This window comes from Halopseudomonas laoshanensis (assembly GCF_008365385.1).
In the GTDB taxonomy this organism is placed as follows: domain Bacteria; phylum Pseudomonadota; class Gammaproteobacteria; order Pseudomonadales; family Pseudomonadaceae; genus Halopseudomonas; species Halopseudomonas laoshanensis.
In genome coordinates, this window is sequence record NZ_QOVF01000001.1 from 1376846 (window position 1) to 1402680 (window position 25835).

General features: G+C 57.4%; 27 protein-coding genes. 2 read left to right on the forward strand and 25 right to left on the reverse strand.

What is annotated here, in order from left to right:
• Positions 1-37 precede the first annotated feature (37 nt).
• The 22 genes from DT594_RS06285 to DT594_RS06390 form a co-directional block, all read right to left on the reverse strand.
• A complete protein-coding gene (locus DT594_RS06285; RefSeq protein ID WP_149331844.1) occupies positions 38-622 on the reverse strand; it encodes a DUF1285 domain-containing protein in 585 nt (194 codons plus the stop codon).
• Positions 623-632: 10 nt separating this feature from the next.
• Positions 633-1229 (reverse strand): DUF4823 domain-containing protein, encoded by a 597-nt coding sequence (locus DT594_RS06290; RefSeq protein ID WP_149331845.1) that lies wholly within the window; start codon positions 1227-1229, stop codon positions 633-635.
• Between the two features lie 22 nt (positions 1230-1251).
• A complete protein-coding gene (locus DT594_RS06295) occupies positions 1252-2142 on the reverse strand; it encodes a radical SAM protein (RefSeq protein ID WP_149331846.1) in 891 nt (296 codons plus the stop codon).
• Positions 2142-3107 (reverse strand): amidohydrolase family protein, encoded by a 966-nt coding sequence (locus DT594_RS06300; RefSeq protein ID WP_178091469.1) that lies wholly within the window; start codon positions 3105-3107, stop codon positions 2142-2144. The genes DT594_RS06295 and DT594_RS06300 overlap by 1 nt, the downstream gene beginning before the upstream one ends.
• Positions 3108-3250: 143 nt before the next feature.
• Complete coding sequence (locus DT594_RS06305) at positions 3251-3889, reverse strand: TetR/AcrR family transcriptional regulator (protein ID WP_149331848.1); 639 nt, start codon at positions 3887-3889, stop codon at positions 3251-3253.
• 85 nt (positions 3890-3974) lie between these two features.
• A complete protein-coding gene (locus DT594_RS06310) occupies positions 3975-4826 on the reverse strand; it encodes an ABC transporter permease (RefSeq protein ID WP_149331849.1) in 852 nt (283 codons plus the stop codon).
• Complete coding sequence (locus DT594_RS06315; protein WP_096348107.1) at positions 4823-5701, reverse strand: ABC transporter permease; 879 nt, start codon at positions 5699-5701, stop codon at positions 4823-4825. The genes DT594_RS06310 and DT594_RS06315 overlap by 4 nt, the downstream gene beginning before the upstream one ends.
• Before the next feature lie 2 nt (positions 5702-5703).
• On the reverse strand, positions 5704-6849 hold the full coding sequence (locus DT594_RS06320; RefSeq protein ID WP_149331850.1) for an ABC transporter ATP-binding protein: 1146 nt from the start codon (positions 6847-6849) through the stop codon (positions 5704-5706).
• A 94-nt stretch (positions 6850-6943) separates the two neighbouring features.
• Positions 6944-8005, reverse strand: coding sequence for an extracellular solute-binding protein (locus DT594_RS06325; RefSeq protein ID WP_149331851.1), 1062 nt, complete (start codon positions 8003-8005; stop codon positions 6944-6946).
• 377 nt (positions 8006-8382) lie between these two features.
• A complete protein-coding gene (locus DT594_RS06330; RefSeq protein ID WP_149331852.1) occupies positions 8383-9159 on the reverse strand; it encodes a TatD family hydrolase in 777 nt (258 codons plus the stop codon).
• A gap of 9 nt (positions 9160-9168) precedes the next feature.
• Complete coding sequence (locus DT594_RS06335; protein ID WP_096348103.1) at positions 9169-9525, reverse strand: PilZ domain-containing protein; 357 nt, start codon at positions 9523-9525, stop codon at positions 9169-9171.
• A 32-nt stretch (positions 9526-9557) separates the two neighbouring features.
• The gene (locus DT594_RS06340; RefSeq protein ID WP_149331853.1) at positions 9558-10544 is read right to left on the reverse strand and encodes a DNA polymerase III subunit delta'; all 987 of its coding nucleotides are present in this window, start codon (positions 10542-10544) and stop codon (positions 9558-9560) included.
• Complete coding sequence (tmk, locus tag DT594_RS06345) at positions 10537-11169, reverse strand: dTMP kinase (protein WP_149331854.1); 633 nt, start codon at positions 11167-11169, stop codon at positions 10537-10539. The genes DT594_RS06340 and tmk overlap by 8 nt, the downstream gene beginning before the upstream one ends.
• Positions 11169-12299, reverse strand: a complete 1131-nt coding sequence (gene mltG, locus DT594_RS06350; RefSeq protein WP_149331855.1) for an endolytic transglycosylase MltG — start codon at positions 12297-12299, stop codon at positions 11169-11171. The genes tmk and mltG overlap by 1 nt, the downstream gene beginning before the upstream one ends.
• Complete coding sequence (gene pabC, locus DT594_RS06355; RefSeq protein WP_149331856.1) at positions 12239-13069, reverse strand: aminodeoxychorismate lyase; 831 nt, start codon at positions 13067-13069, stop codon at positions 12239-12241. The genes mltG and pabC overlap by 61 nt, the downstream gene beginning before the upstream one ends.
• Positions 13070-13074: 5 nt before the next feature.
• Positions 13075-14313 (reverse strand): beta-ketoacyl-ACP synthase II, encoded by a 1239-nt coding sequence (gene fabF / locus DT594_RS06360; RefSeq protein ID WP_149331857.1) that lies wholly within the window; start codon positions 14311-14313, stop codon positions 13075-13077.
• A gap of 211 nt (positions 14314-14524) precedes the next feature.
• A complete protein-coding gene (gene acpP / locus DT594_RS06365) occupies positions 14525-14761 on the reverse strand; it encodes an acyl carrier protein (protein ID WP_096348098.1) in 237 nt (78 codons plus the stop codon).
• Between the two features lie 183 nt (positions 14762-14944).
• Entirely contained in the window at positions 14945-15688 is a 744-nt protein-coding gene (fabG, locus tag DT594_RS06370) for a 3-oxoacyl-ACP reductase FabG (protein WP_149331858.1), read from the reverse strand.
• Between the two features lie 2 nt (positions 15689-15690).
• Complete coding sequence (gene fabD / locus DT594_RS06375; protein WP_149331859.1) at positions 15691-16638, reverse strand: ACP S-malonyltransferase; 948 nt, start codon at positions 16636-16638, stop codon at positions 15691-15693.
• A gap of 108 nt (positions 16639-16746) precedes the next feature.
• A complete protein-coding gene (gene plsX, locus DT594_RS06380) occupies positions 16747-17769 on the reverse strand; it encodes a phosphate acyltransferase PlsX (protein ID WP_149331860.1) in 1023 nt (340 codons plus the stop codon).
• A 3-nt stretch (positions 17770-17772) separates the two neighbouring features.
• Positions 17773-17955, reverse strand: coding sequence for a 50S ribosomal protein L32 (gene rpmF, locus DT594_RS06385; protein ID WP_084671990.1), 183 nt, complete (start codon positions 17953-17955; stop codon positions 17773-17775).
• Positions 17956-17976: 21 nt separating this feature from the next.
• Entirely contained in the window at positions 17977-18501 is a 525-nt protein-coding gene (locus tag DT594_RS06390; RefSeq protein WP_149331861.1) for a YceD family protein, read from the reverse strand.
• Positions 18502-18613: 112 nt separating this feature from the next.
• Here DT594_RS06390 and DT594_RS06395 point away from each other — a divergent pair, with 112 nt between their 5' ends.
• On the forward strand, positions 18614-19192 hold the full coding sequence (locus tag DT594_RS06395) for a Maf family protein (RefSeq protein ID WP_149331862.1): 579 nt from the start codon (positions 18614-18616) through the stop codon (positions 19190-19192).
• An 11-nt stretch (positions 19193-19203) separates the two neighbouring features.
• Here DT594_RS06395 and sppA read toward each other — a convergent pair whose 3' ends face one another.
• Genes sppA through rluC form a run of 3 tightly spaced genes read right to left on the reverse strand, consistent with a single transcriptional unit; the run spans position 19204 to position 21859 of the window.
• Positions 19204-20217 (reverse strand): signal peptide peptidase SppA, encoded by a 1014-nt coding sequence (sppA, locus tag DT594_RS06400; RefSeq protein WP_149331863.1) that lies wholly within the window; start codon positions 20215-20217, stop codon positions 19204-19206.
• Positions 20218-20220: 3 nt separating this feature from the next.
• Positions 20221-20928 carry an HAD-IA family hydrolase gene (locus DT594_RS06405; RefSeq protein ID WP_149331864.1) on the reverse strand — a complete coding sequence of 236 codons (708 nt, stop codon included), beginning with the start codon at positions 20926-20928 and terminating at the stop codon, positions 20221-20223.
• On the reverse strand, positions 20921-21859 hold the full coding sequence (rluC, locus tag DT594_RS06410) for a 23S rRNA pseudouridine(955/2504/2580) synthase RluC (RefSeq protein ID WP_231703211.1): 939 nt from the start codon (positions 21857-21859) through the stop codon (positions 20921-20923). The genes DT594_RS06405 and rluC overlap by 8 nt, the downstream gene beginning before the upstream one ends.
• A 694-nt stretch (positions 21860-22553) precedes the next feature.
• Here rluC and rne point away from each other — a divergent pair.
• Positions 22554-25790 (forward strand): ribonuclease E, encoded by a 3237-nt coding sequence (rne, locus tag DT594_RS06415; protein WP_149331866.1) that lies wholly within the window; start codon positions 22554-22556, stop codon positions 25788-25790.
• Positions 25791-25835 lie beyond the last annotated feature (45 nt).

Below are 25835 nucleotides of genomic sequence, written 5' to 3' on the forward strand. Positions count from 1 at the left end.
CCCTTGAACTGCCCGTTTGGTGGGCACGGCAGACTGTTCAGGCAGCACTACCGTCTATCGGAAAGAAACATTCCTGGCTCCAAACGCCCAGGCAGGTTTTGCCGTTATGTTGGCGGTCGACTGCCAACTCTGCCAGCTCGTAAAACAGATTACGATTGATCAAGGCTTCGAGGTTGGTGCGAACCAGCACGTAGGGTGACGGTTCCTGAGTCTCAGGATCTACCGTGACGCGAATAGGGTGATCCTTTCCTGCCGCAAAGCTGTCTTGCAGATTGGTGGTGAATACCAGCTTCTGCTGTTCGCCCTGCCCTTCTACTTTCAACTGGGTGGCGACAAAAGGTGCATCGTCGACCTTGATCGCCCAGCGTTCGACTGGCGTCACCAGGTAGTAACGGCCATCGTCATCGTACTTGAGGATGCCGGCAAACAGCTGGACCAGCGCCTTGCGGCCAATAGGGTCACCCTCGTGATACCAAGTACCGTCGCGGGCAATCTGCATATCCATTTCGCCACTCAGCGGCGGATTCCACAAATGCACCGGAGCCGGCTCGCGGGCCTCGCCCGCAGCTCCGCCGGGAATACTGTCGATCAACGATTGCGGGGGTAATTGACGCTTGGACATGAATAACTCCTCAGCGACCGAGCAGGCGACGGGTGTAGTCTTCCAGTGGAGGACGCAACAGGTCCTCGGGCTCGGCCTGGTAAAATTGCATAAAGCCGCCACGGGTTTCGACAACAGCAAAGTCCACCAGTTGCCTCGTTGAAGTTTCCATCAGCATCATTTGCAATACCGCTCGATCCAGCCCGACATCGCCTAGGTCGCGGGACTCGTTCCAGTGCTCGGCGTCACCCACCGCATCGTCGGCCCGGGCGAAGCGGGTATAGAGTAGGTAATCGGACCGGTGCAGGTAGGCCTGCTCCAGGGATTCTTCCAGCCCCAGGGGCTGCTCAGCCTGGCGTGTCAGGGGGAATACCTGAACAGCTGCGGCGAAGGCTTCTTCGGCTACCACGTTCGGGCGAGCATAGGGATGGCCCACAGGAACGAAATGCCCTTGGGCAATATAGAGGCTTGAATCCGGCTGCAAGCGCCATGTGGCATTGCGTTTGATCTCGTAATGGTTCATCAGCCCGGCATCGCCGAGATAATAACGCGCACTTTTTTGCATATCCGATGGCTTCATGCAGCCAGCCAACAAGCCCAGCACAACCAGCAATCCAATCCAACGCATGGTGACTCCCCTATGCAACTTGCTATAAGCCGCGCATCCATTCCGGTCGCAGTCGCGCCTGCTCTGGCCGGCTGATAGCAGCCTGCACCTGAGCCAGCATGCGCTCTTTGTCGGCCCCCAGCACGCCTTTTAGCACCAGGGCATTGGAGGCATGGTCGCTGCGAAACACGGTATTGTCCAGTTCAAGCATGCCGATCAGACTTTCCAGTTCGCGGAACAGGCTGGGCTGATCAAGCGGCTCGAAATCCGGGAAGCGCTCGCGATAACGTGCGAGGCCTTGCGGAAAGCTGACCACCAGCGTGGACAGAAACTCCGGCTGAGTGGCATTCATCAACCGTGCCGAATTCAAGGCGTGCTGCTCACTCAGGCCTTTGCCGCCCAGGCCATTGAGAATCATCACCGAGCGCTGTATGCCGGCTTCGCCGGACTTGCTCAAGGCCTCTTCGGTACTGGCATAAGTCTCGCCCTTATTGACCCGCTCAAGCACCTGGTCATCGCCGGACTCGGCGCCTACATACAGCATCGCCAGACCCGCTTCGCGCAACTGCCGAAGCTCCTCCACCGATTTGCGTTTGAGATTGCGCGGCAAGCAATAGGAGGTCACGCGCTCGACACTGGGCATATGCTCGCGAATCGCCTCGAGAATGCGCAGCAGGCGTTTGGTCGGCAGGATCATCGCATCGCCGTCAGCCAGGAATACGCGCTGGACGATCAGTTGTTCGCCACTCTTGCGAATCTCTTCCAGCACCTGGTTTTCATCACGGGCACGGAATTTTTTCTGCGGCGCAGTGTACATTTCACAGAAAGTGCAATTGTTCCACGAACAGCCGTTGGTGACCGGCAAGATCAGTGAGTGGGCCTCACTCGGCGGGCGAAACACCGGTTCAATATAGTCGATCGGAAAAGCTGACATCAGTCCTGCTCCTTCTCACTGGGCAGCACCGCAAGGAAATTATCCCGCGCTACCTTGTGCGCCACCTCTTCCGGCAGCGCGTCCAGAAATGGAATGAATGCGTCCAGGTATTTGTCCATATTCTTGAAGCTGCCAACCACATCAGAGCCGAGCATAAACCGGTCCGGGTAGTCGGTTACCAGCTTAACCCACTGCGCATTCGCCTCCCCGTCCTTGTTCAACAGATACGGATCCAGAACCGTCCAGGACAGGTCGATATACAGATTGGGATAGGTTTCCAGCATGCGCTTGACCGTATCGAACAGGAATTCGAGCTTTTCCTGGTGCCGGTGCAGCTCCATGCTGGTGCCGGCATGCGCCCAGATGAAACGCACGTTGGGGAAATAACGCAGCGGGTCCTCGATCTCTTCCAGGTACAGCGGCATGCGCTCGCGCTTGGACGTAATGTTGCTATGCACCATCACCGGAAGATCGAACTCCTCGGCCAGCGCATAGATACGGTACATGGCTTCATTGTTGGCCCGGGGCACATCACCGCTGATCAATGCAGTCAGGTCGTCGTGGCGGGTAAATACCTCGCCCAACCCCTTCCACACACCGGGATTCATCTCCAGCAGGCGGCGGATATGCGCGTCGGCGTTCTTGTCGTTGGGGTTGAAGCCTGAGAGAAACGGATGAAAACGCTTGCGCTGGTCGGGTGTCAGATGCTCAAGGGCTCTGAGGATGATGAAATCTGTCGCGCTATACCAGTACGCTGCGGCATCATCACCAGCGTAATAGCGCGGGCGCTGCGGTTCATTCTCATGCCATTTTTTCGCTACGGGAATCCCGGAGAACATGATGTGATCGATGTTCGACTCATCCATTTTTTCCAGCAAGGCCTTGATACCCTCACTTTCCTGGAAAAAGTCCACATAATGGAAATGGGCGTCACTGAAGGCATAGTCACGCGCTTGAGCATTCATGACGAGCAAGCTCAACAACAGACCCAGGGCTAAATGGATAGATGGCACGGCAATTCTCTCTCGGCAGTAACGGAATAACGGGTAAAAAACACGCTACCCGGCAGTGCACAACAGACCCGCTTCACCCCGAGTAGTTTCGTGGCTCACAGCGTTTCGGTGTCTTTCCTGCGTTTTGATTTGTTGCCCATGCGCACACCGATATCCATCAGAAACTGCATGTAACCCTCCTTGTCTTCAATCACCTCCTGCCAGAACGGCGAGTGATACATCGCCATCGCGCCATGCACCAAAGCCCAGGCCGCGCAATAATGGAAATAGGCTGGCACGTTCTCCAGCTTTTCATCATCAATGCGTTCCTGAATCACGCCGGTGAGGTGATTGAAGTTGGAAGCACGTATCTTGTGTAGTTCCTCAACAAGCTCTGGTAACTGATTGGATTTAACCAGTTTTTCCTCCAAGCGATCGAACAGCCGGTAGCGCTCAGGATCGCTCATACGGAACTCGAAATAATCTCGGGACAGGGCCTCACGGTCCCGTTCGATGCCTTCGGAGTTGAGCAGTGTCGACAGGTCACGCTCATAGTCCAGCATCAAGCGCAGGTAGATCTCCGCCTTGGATTTGAAGTGCTTATAGATGGTGCCCTTCCCGATGCCTACTTCATCGGCGATCATTTCCACGGTAACGCTGTCTTCACCCTGTTCCAGAAACAGGCGCAACGCGGTGTCGAGGATTTCCTGCTCGCGGCGTCGGAACTCGCGAAGCTTGCGTGATTCTTTCTGCATATTGACTGTGTTTTCCATACCGGCAAAGCACAGCATTATGCCAACTTCATGACCAATTGCCCATGCATTGATTCAAAGCTGACCGTCAGGCCTTTTTTTGAACCCGAATACTGATCAGCGCCAGCAGCATGGAGCCCAGCATCAGCAATAGCGACACGGCGTTAAGCACCGGAGTGGCGCCCTCGCGCAGGCGGCTGAACAGCGTGATGGTCAGCGGCGCATCGGAACCCACCAACATCAGCGTGGTATTGAAATTCTCGAAGGACATCAGAAAACACACCAGGGCGGCACCGATAATTGCCGGTGCAAGAAACGGCAAGGTCACGGTCCGCACTGCGGTAAACGGGCTGGCGCCGAGATTGCAGGCGGCCTCCTCCAACTGCGTATCAAAGGTCCGCAGTCGCGCCGAAATCACCAAAGTGGCAATGGTGGTCAGAAACGCGAACTGACCGAGCACCACCAGCAGCAAGCCAGGGCGAAGCATGTCGAGCATGATGTCGTGGTTGAAGTCGAAGTAATTGGCAATGCGGCTGGCGAAGATCAAAATCGAGATCCCTAGAATTACTCCCGGAATCACCAGCGGCAACAGCATCAGGATAAACAGCAGGTTCTTGCCGGGAAACACATGCCGCTCGAACAGAAAGGCATTCATGGTCGCCAGGCTCACCGATAGCACAGTGACACAACTGGCCACTAGTGCACTGGTACCGACACTGCGCAGAATCGCACGGTCATGAAACAGCCCGGTGCGTCCGCCACCCTCCGCGATAAACCAGTCCAGAGTAAAACCTTGCCAGGGCAAGGCCGGGAATCGACTGTCGTTGAAGGCAAATACGCCCACCACCAGCAAGGGGGCTGCCAGATAGACAAAGAAGATCAGCACATAGGCCGCGTAGGTCCATTGGAAGCGGCGGCTGAGGGGTAGCGATGCAATCATTTCATCGTCTCGGCGAAGGACTGCCCGCTGAGCTTCAGTCCTAACCAGACAATCAGGGACGAGAGAACCAGCAACAACACGCCGAATGCGGCGCCCTGCTCCCAGTTGAAGCGGGTGATGAACTGAGTGAATATCTGCTCGGTAAACCAGAGGCTGTCTTTGCCGCCGAGCAGGACCGGCGTCAGATAGTTACCCAGTGAGAGCATGAACACCACGATAGAGCCCGATACGATACCGGGCATCGCGTGCGGGATAATAATGTCGCGGGTGACGGTAAAGTGATTGCCGCCCAGATCATAGGCCGCCTCCACCAGGCTGTTATCCAGACTGTCGAGCGTGGTGACCAGCGGTACCAGCATAAACAGCATCGAGGCATAAATGAGCCCCACCATGATGGCCACGTCGTTATACAACATCTCGACCGGCGCATCGGCCAGCCCGCTCCATTGCAGTACGCCGCTGATGACCCCACTTTCACGCAACAGAATCATCCAGCCGTAAGTACGCACCAGTTCGCTGACCCAGAACGGGATCAGGCACGCCATAAACAGCAGGGAGCGGACGCGGCCGCGCACCAGTTTGGCGATATACCAGGCGATCGGCAGCGCGATTATCAGCGTCAACAAGGTGGTCAGCATGGACATCACCGCGGTGCGCAGAAAGGTACGCCAATACAGTGATTCGGAGAAAAACAGCTCGAAGTGCATCCAGCTGAAACGGTATTCGCCAAACCCTACCCGTTCACGCAGGGCGACGGCAAACATGTCCAGATGCGGCAAGAAAATCAGCAGAAACAGCCAGAGCAGTAACGGCAGCATCAACAATAGCGTGCTCATGCCGACCAACCTGCGTGCAGCCACCTTAGGCGCGGCCATGCTTATGTCGGCTCCGCAGCAAAGTACAACGCCTGATCTGCCATCCAGCCAATGTGCAAACGGTCACCCTCGCGCAGCCGTGCGTACTCCGGGGTTTGTGGCAGGCGCACGGTGAGTTCCGGCCCGCCATGCATACCGCTAACGCTGATTCGGCTATTGGCGCCGTCAAACAAAAGCGTGTCTATTTGCACCTCCAGCAGATTGTCTGCCTGAGCAGAGGTACCTGGCAAAAAAGGCGTGATGCTCTCCGGACGGACAAACAGGCTCACCGCTTTGCCAACAGAAGCCACTTCCGAGCCCGCTGCCCGCGCACTGAATTCCTGGCCAGAGGGGATGCGGACGAGACCCTCACGCTGCAAAGTACCCTGCAGACGATTCGAATCGCCGACAAAGCCGGCAACAAAAGGGGTCGCTGGTTGGTAATACAGGGTTTGCGGGCTACCTACCTGCTCGAACCGGCCCTGATTCATCACTGCCACCTGGTCGGACATCACAAGCGCTTCGGACTGATCATGAGTGATATAGACGAAAGTGGTGCCGAAGGTTTGCTGTAGTTGCTTAAGCTCCACCTTCATCTGCTCGCGCAATTTGAGATCGAGTGCGCCGAGGGGTTCATCCAGCAGCAGCACCGCTGGCTCCAGCACCAGACAGCGAGCGATGGCAATACGCTGCTTCTGGCCGCCCGATAGCGCATCGGGCTTGCGCTTGCCCACATCCGGCAGACCGACCCGCTCCAGCACATCGCCTACGCGATGGCGAATCTCGGCCTTGTCAGCACCACGGCGTTTGAGGCCGTAAGCGATGTTGTCTTCAACGCTCATCATCGGAAACAACGCCAGATGCTGAAAGACCATATTCAACGGGCGCTTGTTCGGCGGTATTCCCAACATCGACTGACCCTTGATACGAATATCGCCGCTGTCGGGTTCAAGGAACCCAGCGAGCATGCGCAGCAAGGTTGTCTTGCCGCAACCGGATGGCCCGAGGATGGAAAAGAAAGAACCCGATGGAATACCGAAGGAAACATCCGCGACCGCCGACTGGCCGGCGAACTGCTTGTGCAGGCCGCGGCATTCGAGGTCAAGGGTCTCGAGATCAAGGGAGTTCAGGTCACGAGATTCGAAAATAGTATCTGGGTTTGCAGGCATGGACAGTCCGTTACCAGAGCATGGCGCGACCAGAGGCCGCGCCATGCTGAAGTCATGTAGCGAATAACCGAGTGATTACCCGGTTGCCGGCATCTCAGTTGGCCGCTTTGACTCGGTCAAGTATCTGACCTTCCAGGGTCTCAAGCCCGGCTGGGACCGGCGGATACCATTTGATGTTATCCAGCGCCTGCTGGTCAAAACTACTTTCAAAGCTGGCCTTGAGCTTGTCATCAACAAATTCTTCAGCGCCCTTGGCCGCAGTGAAGTTGCCCGCGGATTGAGTGATCTTGGCTGCCACTTCCGGCTGCATGACAAAGTTGATCCACTTGTAGGCCGCCTCGTCATTTTCACCACGGCGCGGCAAGGCGAAGGTATCAATCCAGCCCAGTGCACCGCTGGCAGGGGCGACAAAACGAATCTGCGGATTCTCTGCCTGCAGTTTCCAGCCTCCGGCATCCCAGCCTTTGGCTGCTACCACTTCGCCGGAAGCGACCAGATTGATTAGTTCGTCGCCGCCACTCCAGTAGGCTTTGACGTTCGGCTTGCAGGCAATCAGCTTCTCTTCGACCTTGGCCATCATCGCAGCGTAGGCATCTTCATCGTCATAGGCGGCGAAGGGATCCTCGCCCATGGAAAAGGCCATACCGATGAGAATCGGACGGCGCAACCGATAGGACACCTTCCCAGCCAGCTCTGGTTTACACAGGTCAGCAAAGTCTTTCACCTGATCAGCAACACTATCGTGCACGATCAGGCCGGTAGTGCCCCAGACGTGGGGTACGGCATAGACATCATCACCAATGCTGGTATTTCGGCGAGTCGCCGCCAGCATGGAGTCGATAAAAAGCGCAGAGTCGACCTTGCTCAAGTCCATCGGTTTGTAGATACGAAACTCTTGCTGAGCGCTGGTAATACGGTCCTGGCTGGGCTGCACCAGATCAAAGCCTGCACCACCGGTAGCGCGCAGCTTGGAAATCATGTCTTCGTTATTGGACAGGGTAACCTGCACCTCAATACCGGTTTCTTCCTCAAATTGGTTCACAACTTCTTCGGGGGCATAGCCACCCCAGGTCAGCAGGCGCAGTTCTTCTGCCATGGCTGTCAGCGGTAGGGTGAGAGTCAAAACGGCGGGAACGAGAATCTGCTTCAAGCGCATGGCGGCAATCCTTTTGATGTCAGTCTCTGTGGTGTCAGTTACAACACAAATCAGTCGAACCTTAAGTCCAACCAATGACAGTATAGTGACAGCTCGCTATTTTGCCGGGAGATACCCTGCTAACAACCGATCACGATAAGTTGCCTTCCACGTATTCCAAATCAGTTTATAAATCGGGAGCGGATGCGCTGGCATGTTGAGCAGTTTGAACAATACTTAAGGCATCAGGTCAGCGACGTCCCCCCCAGACATAGCTGCCTGTCAGGACAGGCACCCCGCCTGTCCTCGCAACACTCCTAATGGTCTTGACCCGAATTCTCCCCCCAGAATTCGGGTTTTTTTTGCCCGAATATCTGCTCGCATTGCTAACGGATCAGCTAGAGCGTCAGTGGAAAGAGTCGATGGAAATTCTCTGTGGTGTTCTGCCACAACTGCTCCAGAGCCTCCCCGCGTACCTCGGCGAGAAAGGCCGCGACATCGCAGACATATTGCGGCTCGTTAGGCTTGCCGCGGTGCGGTACCGGGGCCAGATAGGGAGAGTCGGTTTCAACCAATAGACGGTCTGCAGGGACCTTACGCGCTACATCACGCAGCGCTTCAGCATTGCGGAAGGTGACAATACCCGAGAGGGAAATGTAGTAACCCATATCCAGCGCAGCACGGGCCATATCCCAGTCTTCGGTAAAACAGTGCAGCACGCCGGCGTTCGCCAGATCGGCCTCACGCAACAGCGCCAGCGTGTCGGCGCGCGCCTCGCGGGTGTGGATGATAACCGGTTTGCCGGTTTGCTCGGCCGCCTGCAAATGATAGCGAAAGGAAATTTGCTGCTGCGCGGCCATCTCGGGTTCGTAGTGATAATCCAGACCGGTTTCACCGATGGCAACTACCCGCGGGTGGTCCAGTGCGGTGAGCAGCCAGTCAAGATCCGTAGGGGCCTCACGGGACAGGTCCAGCGGATGAATCCCGACACTACAGAATACGTCCGAATGCTGCTCGGCGATCTGTTTGACCGTGGGCGCGTTTGCAGCGTCGACGCCGATGCACAGGAATTTGCCAACGCCACGCTGTCTCGCTGCATCCAGAGCAGCGTCCAGCGAGCCGTCATGGGCAGTCAGATCCAGGCGATCCAGATGGCAGTGGGAGTCGATCAGCATAGCGGCAGATTACATGGTGTGAGTTGGACGATCTGACTTCAGCGCACCGGCCAGATAGGTTTCGATTTTACTGCGGGCCGTGTTGTCCTGATCGCTGAACTGTACGCCAATACCAGCGGCCCGATTGCCTTGAGCGCCCTTGGGGGTGACCCAGATCACCTTGCCGGCGACCGGAATTTTTTCCGGCTCATCCATCAGATTCAACAACATGAATACTTCGTCACCCAGGCCATAGTTTTTATTGGTCGGGATGAAAAGGCCGCCATGTTTGACGAAGGGCATATAAGCGGCATACAGAACCGACTTATCCTTGATGGTCAGGGATAAAATACCGTTACGCGGGCTTGGTGCCGTAGGGTTACTCATAGCTCACTCATCCTGATCTAGATGCTGGCAGGTTAACGCTTTTCCAGCAGTTTTTTCCACTCAATCAACAACGCTTCGACAAACAGCCCGCGATTCAGGTTGGCCTTGCCCTGCACCATAGCACGATGCGCCAACAACCAGCCCTGCCAATCCATCAACTGCCCGGCGGTGGGAAAGCGCACCACATAGCCGAGCACTTTATCCATATCCTGGTTGCTGGCGACTGGCTGAGCCCCGGTGTGCAGTTTGAGCAAATCCAGCGTCCAACTGCAAAACCAGTCCAGCAGCAGTTCAAGGGGGTATTTGGACCAGGCGTCTGAGACCTGGCTAGGCGAGCGTTCCTGCTTGATCAGCGCTTTGATATCGGCCACCACCTGCTGACGCATGGCTATGGCATCCAACTGATGCAGCTCCAGCGCGCGCAAGGGCGCTCCTCCGGACATGATCAACAGGGCCTGATGCTGCTCTGCCTGCAACTCGGGCACGGCGGTGGCCAGCCAGTCCAGCGCATCCGCTTGCGAGGGCGCCGCCAGGGTCTGTACTCGGCAGCGGCTGCGGATGGTCGCCAGCAAACGGCTGGGCTGGTCACTGACCAACAGCAGGAAAGTGTCACGGGTAGGTTCTTCCAGCGATTTCAGCAGCGCGTTAGCGGCGTTCTGATTCATCGCTTCGGCCGGGTGGAGCACGATCACCTTGCGCCCACCCTGCTGCGCTGTCTGGCCGATAAAATCCACCAGTTGCCGCACGGCATCGACGCGAATCGCTTTGCCCTCTTCCTCCGGCTCCAGCAATAACAGATCAGGATGGCTTCCCGCCTCGCGCAACAGACAGGCACGACAATGACCACAGGCCATAGCATGTTCCGGAGTATCGCAAAGCAGAAAAGCCGCAAACGCGTTGGCAAAGCGCCGCTTGCCAACGCCAGGCAGGCCGCTGAACAAATAGGCATGCGCATGCTGAGTCTGACTGGTCAGGCTGCTCCAGATCGGCGCGTGCCAGGGGCAGACAACCTCAAGCATGCCAGCGCTCCAGCACTTCATTGATCACCGGCTGCATGGCAGCGGCCACCTGTTGCAGATCGCCGCTGGCATCAATTACCCGGTAACGCTGCGGCTCGGCAGCGGCACGCGACAGATAGGTGTTGCGCACCGCTTCAAAAAAGGACTGCTCTTCAACCTCGAACCGATCCAGCTCGCTGCGCGCCCGAGCACGCGCCATGCCTACCTCGACCGGCACGTCGAAGATAACCGTGATATCAGGGCGCAGTTCACCCTGCACCCAGGTTTCCAGGCTGGCGATACGTTCCACCGGTATTCCCCGCCCCCCCCCCTGATAGGCATAGGTCGCGTCGGTAAAGCGATCACTGATGACCACCCGCCCGGCGTCCAATGCGGGCTTTATCAGAGCATGCAGATGTTGCGCGCGCGCAGCGAACATCAACAACAGTTCGGCATCGGAGCACATACGTTCTTCATGGTGGCTGAGCAACACATCACGAATCCGCTCAGCGACCGACGTGCCACCGGGTTCACGAGTCAACAGCGGCTGGCATCCGGCAGCGTTTAGAGCCTGGGCGAAGACCTGCAAATTAGTCGACTTGCCAGCCCCTTCCGGGCCTTCAAAGGTGATAAAAAGTCCGCTCACTACTCGGCTTCCTCAATCTGGGCTGCCGGAGCAGGACTGGATCGGTAATCGGCCGCTCGCTGTTCGATCTGAAAACGACGCACTGCCTGATTATGCTCCTGCAGGCTGTTGGAAAACACGTGGCTGCCATCCCCCTTGGCGACGAAGTAAAGGCTCGAGCCTTTCTTTGGCGTCACTGCGGCGATCAAGGCTTCACGTCCGGGCATGGCGATCGGCGTCGGCGGCAATCCATCTATCGTATAGGTGTTATATGCGGTGGGTTCGCGCAGATGGCGCAGACGAATACGACCCTCGTAGTCATCGCCCATGCCGTAGATAACGGTTGGATCGGTTTGCAAGCGCATGCCGATCTGCAACCGGCGAGTAAAGACACCGGCGATTTCATCGCGCTCATGAGGCACCCCGGTCTCCCGCTCGATAATCGATGCCAGAATCAAGGCTTCGTAGGGCGTTTTGATCGGCAGGTTCTCAGCACGGGAGGCCCATGCCTCTTCCAGGACGCGTTGCATACGCTCGTAGGCCCTGAGCAGAATATCCCGGTCACTCATACCGAAGGTGTACTGGTAGGTATCGGGAAAGAACTGACCTTCGGCATGCACGCCTTTCAGGTCCAGTTCGTCCATGACCTTTTCCATCGACCAGTCCGGGTCCAGCGTCTGCTGCAGGCGCTCGGCGCGGGATAACTGATCGCGCACCTGCTTGAACGTCCATCCTTCCACCAGGGTTACGCTGCGTTGCAGCACCTCGGCATTAGCCAGCCGCTGGAGCAGATCTTGCGCGGTCATGCCAGGCTCCATGACGTATTCGCCTACCTGCAGAACTGCGTCGGGTTTCTGCCATTGCCAGTAGCGGCGTAGCCACTCGGAACTGTGCAGAATCCCGTCCTGCTCGAGCCGGGAGAAAATCCGCGCCGGGCTGCTGCCGGATGGCACATCCAGATTCTGTACCTGCTCAACCTGCAAGGGCTGGTCCAGCGCCGACTGCAGGGTGAAATATCCCCACAGCGCCACTCCACCAACAAGAAATATTGTTAAAACAATGAGTAATCGGAAAAAACTAAGAATCGACTTCACTTTATTACCTGCTCCGCCAATGCTTGGGCGTATCTGGAATGGGGGCCAACTGGCCATTGATGCCGGTCTAGCGCAATGATTGGCCACACACCAAAAAGACTGTTGCAACAGAATAACTCTGAGGCATTTAACAACGCGGAGTGTTGCAGCTCTACTTCTTCAACCTGCTCGCCATGGGCGCGCATTTCGTTCATCAGGTACTCGCGCATCACTCCGCTTACCCCGCACTGAGCGAGAGAGGGTGTCAGCCAGATGCCGTCCTGCCGGGCAAATAGATTGCTCATGGTGCATTCAACCACCAGGCCTTGAATATCACATACCAGGCCCTCGGCATATTGCGGGTCGTTCCATTCACTGCGCGCCAACACCTGCTCCAGCCGGTTGAGGTGTTTGATGCCAGCCAACAATGGCTGGTGGGCCAATCGGGTAGCGCAGGAAAACAGGCGGATACCTTCTCTGGCGTGTGCTTCAGGGTAATTGGCCGGAGGAAAGCACTGCTGAATGCGTACTGTCCGGACATCGGCGGGAATGGCATAACCACGCTGCCCACTGCCACGAGTCAGGGTCAGCTTGATCACCCCCGCGCCCATGCGCGCAGCCAGATCCCGCCATTCTTCGGCAATCAGCTCAATGTCAGCCTGTAGTCGCAGCGCCTGAATACCGCGCTGCAGGCGGGCAAGATGATAATCGATAAGGGCGATGCTGCCTTGGCTGACCCGCAGGGTTTCAAACAGGCCATCGCCGTAACTCAGACCACGATCCGTCACCCGGACCTGATTGGCCGGCTGACCGTCAATCAGGCACTCGGGCACAGCGTTACTGGTCATCCCCATCAGATACGACGGAATACCAGACTGCCGTTGGTACCACCGAAGCCAAAGGAGTTGGAAACCGTGAACTCCAGACTTCTTGCCTGCGCCTCATGCGCAACATAGTCCAGATCGCAGTCAGTGTCGGGGTTATCCAGGTTGATGGTCGGTGGCGCAACCTGATCGCGCAAAGCCAACACGCTGAAAATAGCTTCGACTGCCCCGGCCGCACCGAGCAAGTGCCCGGTCATGGACTTGGTAGAGCTGATCGCCAGCTTGGCGGCATGCTCACCAAATACGGTTTTGACCGCGCGGGTCTCGGCCAGGTCGCCAGCGGAGGTGGACGTGCCATGGGCATTGATGTAGCCCACTTGGTCGGCATTCAGCCCCGCGTCATTCAGCGCGTTCTGCATACACTTGGCTCCACCGCGGCCATCTTCCGGCGGTGCGGTCATGTGGTAAGCATCCCCACTCATCCCAAAACCGATCAGCTCGGCATAGATGGTCGCGCCCCGTGCCTTGGCGTGCTCGTACTCCTCCAGCACCATGGCGCCGGAGCCGTCGGACAGCACAAAACCATCGCGGTCCTTGTCCCAGGGGCGACTGGCCGCTTGAGGATCGTCATTGCGGGTCGAGAGCGCGCGTGCCGCGCTGAAGCCGCCCAGACCAAGACCGCTGGTAGCCATTTCCGAGCCGCCGGTGACCATTACGTCAGCTTCGCCATAGGCAATGTTGCGCGCCGCCATGCCGATGCTGTGCGTACCGGTGGTGCAGGCGGTGGTCAAAGCGTAATTGGGGCCTTGCAAACCATATTGAATAGAGAAATAGCCGGCCACCATGTTGATGATGGAGCCCGGTACAAAAAATGGGGAAATGCGCCGCGGACCACTGTTAAGCAATAACTCGTGGTTTTTTTCAATATTGGTCAGGCCGCCAATGCCGGAGCCCATGGAGACCCCAATGCGATCACGATTGGCCTCTGTCACCTCCAGACCCGAATCGGTTAGCGCCTGCATACAAGCGGCAATGCCGTACTGAATGAACAGATCCAGTTTGCGCGCTTCTTTCGCAGCCATGTATGGCTCGATGTCGAAGTTGCGGATGGAGCCGCCGAAGCGCGTGCCGAAGGCACTGACATCCATATGCTCTATCGGGCCAATACCGCTTTTGCCCGCCAGGGCTGCCTGCCAACTGCTGTCGACCGTATTACCGAGGGGGGTCAACATACCCAAGCCAGTTACCACGACGCGTCTGCGCGACACAGGATGCTCCTTATTCAACTCTTCGGGACGATACAAAACCGGGTATTAAAGCCATCCCGGCTTGCGTCAGTCGGGTATTGTCCGCATAAAGCAGCTACTCGGCAATATAAGCCGCTCAGATTGCCGGGCCCACGCACACTTTCGATACACAAAAAAGCCGCAGATCCCGAAAGATCTGCGGCTTTTTCAGTACAGTCAACTAACCGCGTGATTACTTCTGGTGAGAATTCACGTAGTCGATAGCTTCCTGAACGGTGGTGATTTTCTCGGCATCTTCATCCGGAATCTCGGTCTCGAATTCTTCTTCGAGAGCCATGACCAGCTCAACGGTATCAAGCGAGTCAGCGCCAAGGTCTTCAACAAAAGAAGCACTGTTGGTCACTTCTTCTTCTTTGACGCCGAGCTGCTCGGCAACGATTTTCTTGACGCGTTCTTCGATGGTACTCATACCTTGTTCTCACTCCTGGTTGCAGTTCCGGGAAGCCGGACTGCGGGTAGTTTATAGAAACAATTTGCGTCATTTCAAGCACGAATCGTTTCTATCTCAAAGAGGTCAAGGCCACCGGGCCTTCACCGCGTAAAAATTCTTCTCTCCTTTTGAGCCAATAGGCCCATTCCAGAGAGATACAGCTTAGCTCATAAACATCCCGCCATTCACCGGAATGATAGCACCGGTGATGTACCCAGCGGAGTCGCCGGCCAGAAATTCGACCACTGCGGCGATTTCGTCTGCCTGTCCGAGGCGACCAAGCGGAATCTGCTCCAGCATTGCAGAGCGCTGGCCTTCATTCAAGGCTTTGGTCATATCAGTATCAATAAAGCCAGGGGCTACTGCGTTGACGGTGATCGAACGCGAACCGACTTCACGGGCCAGGGCGCGGGTAAATCCCTCCATCCCCGCCTTGGAAGCAGCATAGTTGGATTGACCAGCGTTACCCATACCGGCAACAACGGAACTGATGTTGATAATACGCCCCCAGCGGGCTTTGGTCATGCCGCGCAGCACCGCCTTGGACAGGCGGTAAGCCGAGCCCAGGTTGGTATTGATCACATCCTCCCACTCTGCGTCTTTCATACGCATTAGCAGATTATCGCCCGTGATGCCGGCATTATTAACCAAAATAGCGGGTGCGCCATATTGCTCGGTAATCTGCTCAAGCACCTCCGCAACGGATGCAGGATCACGCACATCCAGCTTCAATCCAGTACCAGTGTAGCCGGCCTGGGAGAGTTTTTCGGCTATCGCCGCAGCGCCACTATCACTGGTGGCAGTGCCGACCACGATGGCACCTTTGGCTGCCAATGCGTGCGCTATTGCCTGCCCGATACCCCGGCTGGCGCCGGTGATCAGGGCTACTTTTCCCTCAAGACTCATATTCAAACCCCTTGTGTAAAATGGCTCAGGGCAGCGGCGAAACCGTCTGCTGATTCCAGATTATGGGTATTTACACCCTTCGCGCAGCGCTTGTTAAGACCCGAAAGCACTTTACCCGGACCACATTCAACCAGATCGGTCACACCCTGCTCGGCCATCCAGGTGATGCTTTCCACCCAGCGCACCGGATTATATAATTGCTCTACCAGCAGATGGCGCATGCCATCCAGATCGGCAGCTGGACGCGCTGATACATTCTGCACCAGGATCATCTGCGGCGCCTGCCACTGCAAACCGGCAAAATCCTTGCCCAATTGTTCGGCTGCGGACTGCATCAACGCACAATGTGAGGGCACGCTGACCGGCAAGGCAATTGCGCGTTTGGCTCCAGCCGCCTTGCAGCCGACTATCGCACGCTCAACCGCTGCGGCCTGGCCGGCGATCACCACCTGCCCCGGCGCATTGAAATTCACGGCACTGACCACGTCACCCTGGGCCGCTTCAGCGCATATATCGATGATCTGCTGATCTTCTAACCCGAGTATCGCAGCCATACCGCCCTGCCCTTGCGGCACAGCCTGCTGCATCAACTGCCCACGGCGCTCGACCAGACGCAGGGCATCAGCAAAACCGATCACGTTCGCAGCTACCAGTGCGGAGTATTCTCCCAGACTGTGGCCGGCCACATAACCCGGACGTACATCGGTCTGCGCGCACCAGAGCCGCCACAGCGCCACTGAAGCAGCGAGAATCGCCGGTTGGGTAATATCAGTACGGTTGAGGTCGGTCTCAGGCCCCTGCTGGCAAATCTTCCACAGGTCATAACCGAGAGCGTCGGACGCTTCAGCGAAGGTCTGGGCAATCAGGTCGTGCTGTTCGGCCTGGCCGGCGAGCATGCCCAAAGCTTGGGAGCCCTGTCCCGGAAACACGAACGCGAGGGTTTGATTCATACCATCTTCCTCATTTTATTATCAAAATCGGTGTGCTTGGTGATGCGCGCAAGCGCTGCACGAATTGCAGCTTGGATGGCCGCGATCACCTACAGGTCACAATCGCGCTCAAGCCGCCGGCCAGCTCAAGCCATCAAGCCTCGCGGCGATACGCTGCGGCAACCCCGCTCGACTGACCCGCACCGCCTGTTGAATAGCCGCGCTAAAAGCTTTCTCATCGGCGTTGCCATGGCTCTTGACCACCACGCCATTGAGACCCAGTAAACTGGCTCCATTGTAGCAGCCCGGATCATGCCTGCTGATCGTCGGCTTCAGCGCACCCCGCAGCAGCGGCGCCAGGCAACGTAACAGCAGGCTGGCGCGCAAAGCATTGCGAATCTCACCCTGCAAATAGCCTGCAAGCCCTTCACTGGCCTTGAGCACGACATTACCGACAAAGCCATCGCAGACCACCACGTCGGCATCGCCGCGAAAAAGCGCGTCGCCCTCGATATGACCGACATAGTTGACCAGGTCGCTTTCGCGTAACAGCTTGGCGGCCTCGCGCACATTGTGCGAGCCCTTGTTGACCTCGCTGCCGATATTCAAAAGCGCCACCCGCGGCCTGTCGATGCCCGAGACCTCGCTGGCCGCTTCAGAGCCCATCACGGCAAATTCGAACAACTGCCGCGCGGAACAATCCACATTGGCGCCCAGGTCGAGCAAAAAACAGGATTTCCCCGCCACCGGCAGCGCTGCCATGATGGCCGGTCGCTCTATCCCCTCCAGGGTACCCAGCAGCGACCGCGACAGCACCATCAGCGCACCGGTATTACCGGCGCTCAAACAGCCGTCAGCATGCCCGTCGCGCACTTGCTGAATAGCCACGCGCATGGACGCATCCTTCTTGCCGCGCAAAACGCTGGCAGGCGGATCATCGGCGAGAATGACTTCAGTTGTGGGAATAAGCTGGAAACGCTCGGGGGGCAAGCGGTGTTGCTGGCATAGCTGAGCAACGGGGTCGGTAGCACCAACCAGAATGACATGCAGATCAGGGGTCATCTGCAAACTGCGGGCAACCGCAGGAATAATGCAACGGGGACCGAAGTCCCCGCCCATCACATCAATCGCAAGACGGACTGACGTGGACAAGACTTACTCGTCGTTGTCCTTGTTAACTATCTGACGGCCACGGTAGAAGCCATCGGGAGTCATGTGGTGACGAAGGTGAGTCTCACCGGTGGTGCTGTCCACTGACAGAGCCGCTGAGGTCAGTGAATCATGTGAACGACGCATTCCGCGCGCGGAACGAGACTTTTTGTTCTGCTGTACAGCCATGGCGATAAGCTCCTAAGCTTTTCAGGTATCACGTTTTAACGATGCCAACACACTAAAGGGATTAGGCTTCTCAGTCTTTTCCGCTTCAGGTTCCTCCGGATCGGGTTGGTAGCCCGGGGGATGCTGACATGTTTCCATTGGATGCATTGGAACTGCAGGCAGAGCCAAGAGCAGTTCATCCTCGATCAGCGCATGCAGATCCAGGGGTTCATCATCCATAATAACCGGTTCGTAGTGCCGCGGCAGTTGTTTGGCTGCTTCGTCACTTGTTACAAAACCCACGTCACACTGACTATCGAGCGGTACCACTACTTGCTCAAGGCAACGCTGACAAATCAGTGCCACCTCAACCGCGTAGTGTCCGTGCAGGGTAGCAATACCCTGCTCGTCCCGCGCAAAAGCGAGTTCAACCTGAACGTCCCCGGCAGGAGCGTCCAACAGGGCACTCAGGCGTGGCATCTTGACGGCAGCAACGGTTCCTTTCAGAACGATTTCGCGGTCAACCAGCTTGCGTGGCTCTATGTGTGCAGGTATGGGTCCAGACATAAGCGCGCAATTCTAGGCATCATGCGCCCCGCTGTCAAAACTATTTGCAGTTTAATCCCAACAGCGCGCGCCGGGGTTAGAATGCCCCCTTCACACTCATCAGGCCTATAGCATGCTGCCCATTGTACTTGCCTCAAGCTCACCCTATAGACGCGCCCTGCTCGAGCGACTAGGGCTGCCTTTCACCTGGGCAGCGCCGGAGGTGGACGAAACAGCACAGCCCGGTGAGAGCGCTGCCGCGCTGACCCTGCGTCTGGCGCAAGCCAAAGCACTGGCATTGGTCGAGCGCTATCCCCAGCACCTGATAATCGGCTCGGATCAGGTGCTGTTGCTCAATGGCGTTGCGGTGAGCAAGCCCGGCACTCATGAGGCTGCCCGCGAACAACTATCAGCTTGTAGCGGCAGGACCCTGACATTTCACACATCACTGTGCCTGCTGAACAGCCTGAGCGGTGAGAGCCAATCCGTGGTCGAGCCCTTCGAGGTGGTCTTCAGGACGTTGAACGCCGAGCGCATCGAGCGTTATCTACGCACAGAGCAGCCTTACGACTGCGCTGGCAGTTTCAAAATGGAGGGACTGGGGATCACGCTGTTTCACGCCCTGCGCGGGGATGACCCCAACAGCCTGATCGGGCTTCCGCTGATCAGACTGTGCGACATGCTTATAAAGGAAGGAATCGATTTACCCTGAGCGCTAGCGGCTCAGCGCAGCACCGGGGCACTCAAACCCAGGTGCGTTGCCAGGGTATTGCCGATGCTGGTTCCCAGCTGACGCGAGAAGCGCTGGAAGGGAGATTCGCGATGGGTGAAATCAACCACCTCTTCAGCACCGATGATGTCCCGTGCTACCGCCGAGGTGCTAGACAAACCATCAACCAGACCCAGTTCTACCGCCTGCTCGCCTGACCATACCAGGCCGCTGAACATATCCGGATGCTCCTTGAGACGATCACCCCGGCCAGCTTTTACCTGCTCGATAAATTGCTGGTGGGTGGTTTGCAGAACGTCCTGCCAGAACGCCCGCTCTTCCGGCTTCTCTGGCTGGAAGGGATCGAGAAATGCCTTATGCTCGCCGGCAGTATAAGTGCGGCGTTCGATCCCCAGCTTATCCAAGGTCTCGACGAAACCGAAACCGGCGGCGGTGACGCCAATCGACCCCACCAGACTGGCTTTGTCCGCGTAAATTTCATCTGCGGCCGCGGCAATATAGTAAGCACCTGACGCACCCAGATCGGTAATCACCGCATAAAGCTTCTTGTCTGGATACAACCCACGCAAACGCTTGATTTCGTCATACACATAGCCTGACTGCACCGGGCTGCCACCTGGGCTGTTGATGCGTAGAATCACGCCGCGAGTGTTTTCGTCTTCGAACGCGCTGCGCAGGCTGGTGACCAGATTGTCTGCACTGGCTTCCTGCTGGTCAGCAATCAGCCCGCGCAATTCGATTACTGCAGTGTGGGGCTCACCGACGGAACCAGCCCCTTCCATCGACGAGAAATCCGAAAACAGCATGATCGCGCCAAACAGATAAACAAAGGTCAGCGTTTTGAAGAAAATACCCCAGCGGCGCGAACGACGTTGCTCCTGAACCGAAGCCAGTAAACCTTTCTCCAGCAACTCCCAGGCCTTTCTGTCTTCACGACTTTTCAACGCCGCCGCCCGAGTTTGCTCAGGATCCTGCTGAGGACCTTCGGTCCACTTATCCGATGACATGCTCTAACCTCTGCTTACGGGAATACTGATTGTCTTACTGACGGGTGCCGAGTTCACCGGCGACAGAATCCAGCTACGGAACTCGCTGAAAGCATCAATACAATGCTCCGGCTGGCTTTGCAACAGGTGCTCCCGCGACTGCGCGCCATAGGTCACGGCGATAGCGCGCACCCGCGCATTGTGAGCCATGCGGATGTCGTACTCGCTGTCACCCAGCATTACCGCATTGGTGGCTGGGGTTTCCAGGCGATTGAGGATTTCTTCCAGCATCCTTGGATGCGGCTTGCTCAGGCTTTCATCGGCGCAACGAGTAGCATCGAAAAAATTCGTCAGATCATGTGACTTGAGTACTCGATCCAGCCCCCGGCGACTCTTGCCGGTAGCCACTGCCAACTTGTAACCGGATTGACGCAGCTCAGCCAAGGTATCCAGCACACCGTCGAACAGCGGCGAGGGTGTTTGTTCCTGAGCAACGAAATACTGGCTGTAGGCTTCGGTCAGACGCCGGGTTAAAGACGGGTCGTCGATATCGGGAAACAGCACCGCCACCGCTTCGGGCAAACCCAGGCCAATAATGTCTCGCACCTGCTGCTCGGCTGGCAAAGGCACACCAATCAGTTCGGCGGCGCCACGCATGCACTCGACAATACGCGAGATGGAATCGGACAGTGTGCCATCCCAATCAAAAATAACCGTTCGGATTTCACGCATGATCTAGCTTTCTCAAAGTTTCGTCCCACATCCGGCCCGGCTCCGCGGCTATTTCCAGACGCGTACCATCAGGCAACTCGGTCGTCAGCGACGCCGCATGCAAGAACAGGCGCTTGCCACCCATCTCACGAATCTGCTGGGAGAAGTCATCATCACCGTATTTGGGGTCACCCGCTATCGGATGCCCCGCGTGCCGCGCATGCACCCGTATCTGATGCGTACGGCCGGTAATAGGCCGAGCTTCGACGAGCGTGGCGAAATCGCCGAAGCGTTTGACCACACTGAACTCGGTCAGGGACTCTTTACCCTCCGGATTGACTTCCACCATCCGCTCACCGGAGCGCAAGTTATTCTTCTGCAGCGGCGCGTGCACGCGTTTGGTGGTCGCGGGCCAGTGCCCACGCACCAGCGCCAGATAGCGCTTGCGAACGCCATCACCGCGCAACGCTGCGTGCAGATGCCGCAGCATGCTGCGCTTTTTTGCAATCATCAGGCAGCCGGAGGTATCCCGGTCCAGGCGGTGCACCAGCTCCAGTTGCGGACAGTCCGGACGAAGCTGACGCATGGCTTCGATAACCCCAAAATTCAGCCCGCTACCACCGTGCACAGCCAGGCCGGCTGGCTTGTTGACCACAATCAGGCCTTTGTCTTCATAGACGATATTGCTTTCCAGCGCCTGCAAAATGCCCTGCCCGACCAACACCGGCTCGTTTGGCTCTGGCAGTCTGACCGGCGGGATACGCACGTTATCGCCGGCCTGAAGCCGGTATTCTGGCTTGATCCGGCCTTTATTAACGCGCACCTCACCCTTGCGCAAAATGCGGTAGACGAAGGTGCGTGGAGCACCCTTGAGACGGGTCAGCAGATAGTTGTCGATACGTTGACCGGCCTGGTCTTCGGTAATCAGATCAATCTGGACTTTGGGGGGCATATCGGAGGCGCTTGTATTCATCCGCGCATGATACATTTTTTCTTGCAATTGAAGCACTTAAAAAATGCTGTTATATTCGGACGAGCTGCGTAACAGGCAGCCGGGGATACCGCTAGCGCAAGATGATGCCGCAGCCCCCAGAAACACCGATATAGAGGCCTCGCCAGGCTATTATAGATTTTGCCAGGCGGCCTTATTGATCGACACACTGGTTGCCATGTGGCAGCCAGAATATAAACCCGCTCCCCGCAAGACGATGAGCGGCACCCGATTAAGATGGGTATGTGTTAGGTGGAGATGCACAGCTTCAGGATCATGTGACGAGCGTCGATACGTGTTTTATGTGTCCCCGTTCCCAGTCCGGCTGATTCCTCCCGAAGGAACCTTTGAACACGCCAGCAGGTGATCCGATCCTCTGCCGGTGGTAAAGCACAATTCGACGCCGGCATTTCTGGTTCGAGTTATTCACCAGGTCGCGCTGTGACAGGATCACGCCAGCCCGTCTTTGAAGGTTCTCTGAAATAGTTTCTCTGTACTCGCCGTAGACAGATGCCGTTATCACCGCCCTGGCTGTGATGATCACTCTGAACAAGGGCAAGGTTGGCCCAAGCAGAAACACGCCTGACACCTGACATAAGAGTCGCAGGTGCCGTCATTGTGTAATCCGGGAGCACTGGAAACACAACGGTACTTCATGAAAAGAATGCTGATCAACGCAACTCAACCCGAAGAGTTGCGCGTCGCCCTGGTAGATGGCCAGCGCCTGTACGATCTGGATATTGAATCCGGAGCCCGTGAACAGAAGAAAGCCAACATCTATAAAGGCCGGATCACCCGGGTCGAGCCTAGCCTCGAAGCCGCTTTCGTCGACTTCGGATCTGATCGTCACGGCTTTCTCCCCCTCAAGGAAATCTCCCGCGAATACTTCTCCAAGCAGCCTGAAGGCCGCGTCAACATCAAGGAAGTACTGCGCGAAGGCCAGGAAGTCATTGTCCAGGTAGACAAGGAAGAACGTGGCAACAAGGGCGCCGCCCTGACCACTTTCATCAGTCTGGCTGGCCGTTACCTGGTACTGATGCCAAACAATCCCCGTGCCGGTGGTATCTCACGCCGCATCGAAGGCGATGAGCGCAACGATCTGCGCGAAGCTATTAATAGCCTGAACGTGCCCGCCGATATGGGCATGATCGTGCGTACTGCCGGCCTGGGCCGCAGCGCCGAAGAACTGCAATGGGATCTGGATTACCTGCTGCAACTCTGGGGTGCCATCAAAGGCGCCTCCACCGAGCGCCCCTCCCCGTTCCTGATCTATCAGGAAAGCAACGTCATCATCCGCGCGATCCGCGACTATCTGCGCCAGGACATCGGCGAAGTGCTGATCGACAGCGAAACGGTCAAGGAAGAAGCGCTGAACTTCATCAGTCAGGTCATGCCGCAGTACGCGAGCAAGGTCAAACTGTATGAAGACACAGTGCCCCTGTTCAACCGTTTCCAGATTGAAAGCCAGATTGAAACCGCCTTTGAACGTGAAGTGAAACTGCCCTCCGGCGGCTCCATCGTCATCGATCACACGGAAGCTCTGGTATCAGTCGACATCAACTCCTCGCGCGCCACCAAAGGTAGCGATATCGAGGAAACTGCGCTGCAGACCAACCTGGAAGCGGCTGAAGAAATCGCCCGCCAGCTGCGCCTGCGTGATATCGGCGGCCTGATCGTTATCGACTTTATCGACATGACGCCAGCGAAGAACCAGCGCGCCGTGGAAGAACGCGTCAAGGAAAGCCTCGAAGCCGACCGTGCCCGTGTTCAGGTTGGTCGCATCTCACGCTTTGGCCTGCTGGAAATGTCGCGTCAGCGCCTGCGTCCGTCTCTGGGTGAAACCAGCGGTATCGTCTGCCCACGCTGTAACGGTCGCGGCACCATCCGCGACGTTGAATCCCTGTCGCTCTCCGTTTTGCGACTGATTGAAGAGGAAGCGCTCAAGGAGCGTACCGCTGAAGTGCGCGCACACGTGCCGATCGCCGTGGCTACCTTCCTGCTCAACGAGAAGCGTGATGCGCTGGCCAAGACCGAAGAGCGTACCAAGGTCCGCCTGCTGATCCTGCCCAGCGAACACATGGAAACGCCGCACTTTGACGTACAGCGCCTGCGTGATGATCACGAGTCGGTCCTGAACGGCGAAACCAGCTACACCATGAGCAGTGACATCGTTGCTGAAGAGCCAACGCCGGTCAGCCAGACCAAAGCCATTGTGCGTCAGGAAGCAGCGGTCAAGACCATTGCCCCTTCACGCCCTGCGCCCTCCCCGGTAGCCGCAGCAGCCCAGGCAATCCAGGAAGCCCAACCGGGCATCTTCAAAGGTCTGATCAAATCCCTGGTCAGCTTGTTTGCCACCGATGAGCAGCCTGCGGAAGAAGCCAAGCCGGCGAAGTCGGAAGCTCGCCCTGCTGCACGTGACAACAAGCGCAACGACGAGCGGCGCAATGGCCGCAACCGTCGCCCGCGCAACGAGCGCAGTGATCGTCCAGAACGCGCTGAAAAGCCCGAACGCAGCGAGCGAACTGAAAAGCCTGAGCGTGCCGAGCGCCCCGAGCGCAAGCCGCAGGCGCCGCGTAACGAGCCGCAGGCCGAGAAGCGTGATCAGCAGCCTGCTGCCGCCGCCGCCGCAGTCATCGATAGCAGCGCATCTACCGAGGCGCCAACCACCCGTCGCCGTCGCCGCGCTCCTAGCGACGCCGGCACTGACACGCGTCCGGTCAATCAGGAAAGCAACAGCGCCGCACCTGCTGAACGCCGTCCTCGCCGTAACGAGGAGAAGCTGGAGAGCGAAGAGGTCGATCTGGACCAGGTAGATCAACCCGTTGCAGAGGAAGGCACTGAGGGCGATCGTCCGAAGCGTCGCTCACGCAACAGCCAGCGCCGCCGAAACAATCGTCGCAGCCGCGTGAATCAGGATGAAACCCAAAGCGTCGATGGCGAACAGAGCAGTCAGCAAAATGCTGACCAGCAGTCCACCGTGGCTGCCGATCAAGATGCAGACCAGAGTGTTAAAGAAGGTGCGGCGCAATCAGGCTCTGAGCCGAGCAAGATTGCTGCAGCTGCAGTGTCTGCGACCGCAGCATTGCCTGAACACAATACCGAGCAGCAGCCAGCTGAAGCCTCGGCCCGTGCTGACGTCAGCGACATCAGTGCTCCGGTTGAAGCCGGACTGACACAAGCTGCCGTTGAGCTGGAAGCCTCTATCGAGCATGCCGTTGAAGCCTTCAGCCACTCGCAGCCCCGCGAGCAGCAAGAGGAAACGAGCGTAGCTGATACTGCATCCGAGCCCAGCACAGCATCAGCGGACGTTACCGACACGCCAGAGACGACCGAGACTCTGACGCCAGTCATTCAGTCCGTAAACGAAACCACTACCGAGCCTACCAAGGTCGAAACACCTGTCGCTGCAACAGCACAGGCCGAGCCTGAAGCGGCCGTGGAAGCACCTGCCGAATCTGCGCCGGAACCGGTAGTAGCGACGCCTGAGCCGGCCGCCGAGCCAGCTCCTGAGCCAGTTCCTGCGGTAACAGAAAGCGGTCGTGCCTATAACGATCCTCGGGAAATTCGCCGCCGCCAGCTGGAAGCCAAGCGACTTGCCGAACAGGCAGAAGCATCTGCGCCAGCGCAAGAAGCTGTCACAGCGCCGGAGCTCGTTGCGCAACCAGCTGTAGAGCAAGAAGCGGCAGCAGAGCCACAGCAGTCAACCGTCGAGACTGACGTTGCCGACGTGCAGGAGCCAGCGCCGCGCGCCAACTCCATGTCCGAACAGGCTGCGCTGGCCATCGAGCCCGAGGACACGTCTACTGAAGACGAGAAATCGGCCGAAGCAGCGCAAGACGAAAGCGAAAGCAAAGCTGACAACGCTGACGAAGAAGACAAGAACCCTCGCTAACGGGGTTCAAGACAAAAAAAGGGGATGCTTCGGCATCCCCTTTTT

Excerpts from the sequence above, each read along its gene's own strand:
- DT594_RS06285 (WP_149331844.1), bottom strand. The coding sequence starts at position 622 with ATGTCCAAGCGTCAATTACCCCCGCAATCGTTGATCGACAGTATTCCC.
- DT594_RS06290 (WP_149331845.1), bottom strand. The coding sequence starts at position 1,229 with ATGCGTTGGATTGGATTGCTGGTTGTGCTGGGCTTGTTGGCTGGCTGC.
- DT594_RS06295 (WP_149331846.1), bottom strand. The coding sequence starts at position 2,142 with ATGTCAGCTTTTCCGATCGACTATATTGAACCGGTGTTTCGCCCGCCG.
- DT594_RS06300 (WP_178091469.1), bottom strand. The coding sequence starts at position 3,107 with ATGAATGCTCAAGCGCGTGACTATGCCTTCAGTGACGCCCATTTCCAT.
- DT594_RS06305 (WP_149331848.1), bottom strand. The coding sequence starts at position 3,889 with ATGCAGAAAGAATCACGCAAGCTTCGCGAGTTCCGACGCCGCGAGCAG.
- DT594_RS06310 (WP_149331849.1), bottom strand. The coding sequence starts at position 4,826 with ATGATTGCATCGCTACCCCTCAGCCGCCGCTTCCAATGGACCTACGCG.
- DT594_RS06315 (WP_096348107.1), bottom strand. The coding sequence starts at position 5,701 with ATGGCCGCGCCTAAGGTGGCTGCACGCAGGTTGGTCGGCATGAGCACG.
- DT594_RS06320 (WP_149331850.1), bottom strand. The coding sequence starts at position 6,849 with ATGCCTGCAAACCCAGATACTATTTTCGAATCTCGTGACCTGAACTCC.
- DT594_RS06325 (WP_149331851.1), bottom strand. The coding sequence starts at position 8,005 with ATGCGCTTGAAGCAGATTCTCGTTCCCGCCGTTTTGACTCTCACCCTA.
- DT594_RS06330 (WP_149331852.1), bottom strand. The coding sequence starts at position 9,159 with ATGCTGATCGACTCCCACTGCCATCTGGATCGCCTGGATCTGACTGCC.
- DT594_RS06335 (WP_096348103.1), bottom strand. The coding sequence starts at position 9,525 with ATGAGTAACCCTACGGCACCAAGCCCGCGTAACGGTATTTTATCCCTG.
- DT594_RS06340 (WP_149331853.1), bottom strand. The coding sequence starts at position 10,544 with ATGCTTGAGGTTGTCTGCCCCTGGCACGCGCCGATCTGGAGCAGCCTG.
- mltG (WP_149331855.1), bottom strand. The coding sequence starts at position 12,299 with ATGGCCAGTTGGCCCCCATTCCAGATACGCCCAAGCATTGGCGGAGCA.
- pabC (WP_149331856.1), bottom strand. The coding sequence starts at position 13,069 with ATGACCAGTAACGCTGTGCCCGAGTGCCTGATTGACGGTCAGCCGGCC.
- acpP (WP_096348098.1), bottom strand. The coding sequence starts at position 14,761 with ATGAGTACCATCGAAGAACGCGTCAAGAAAATCGTTGCCGAGCAGCTC.
- fabG (WP_149331858.1), bottom strand. The coding sequence starts at position 15,688 with ATGAGTCTTGAGGGAAAAGTAGCCCTGATCACCGGCGCCAGCCGGGGT.
- fabD (WP_149331859.1), bottom strand. The coding sequence starts at position 16,638 with ATGAATCAAACCCTCGCGTTCGTGTTTCCGGGACAGGGCTCCCAAGCT.
- rpmF (WP_084671990.1), bottom strand. The coding sequence starts at position 17,955 with ATGGCTGTACAGCAGAACAAAAAGTCTCGTTCCGCGCGCGGAATGCGT.
- DT594_RS06390 (WP_149331861.1), bottom strand. The coding sequence starts at position 18,501 with ATGTCTGGACCCATACCTGCACACATAGAGCCACGCAAGCTGGTTGAC.
- DT594_RS06395 (WP_149331862.1), top strand. The coding sequence starts at position 18,614 with ATGCTGCCCATTGTACTTGCCTCAAGCTCACCCTATAGACGCGCCCTG.
- sppA (WP_149331863.1), bottom strand. The coding sequence starts at position 20,217 with ATGTCATCGGATAAGTGGACCGAAGGTCCTCAGCAGGATCCTGAGCAA.
- DT594_RS06405 (WP_149331864.1), bottom strand. The coding sequence starts at position 20,928 with ATGCGTGAAATCCGAACGGTTATTTTTGATTGGGATGGCACACTGTCC.
- rluC (WP_231703211.1), bottom strand. The coding sequence starts at position 21,859 with ATGCCCCCCAAAGTCCAGATTGATCTGATTACCGAAGACCAGGCCGGT.
- rne (WP_149331866.1), top strand. The coding sequence starts at position 22,554 with ATGAAAAGAATGCTGATCAACGCAACTCAACCCGAAGAGTTGCGCGTC.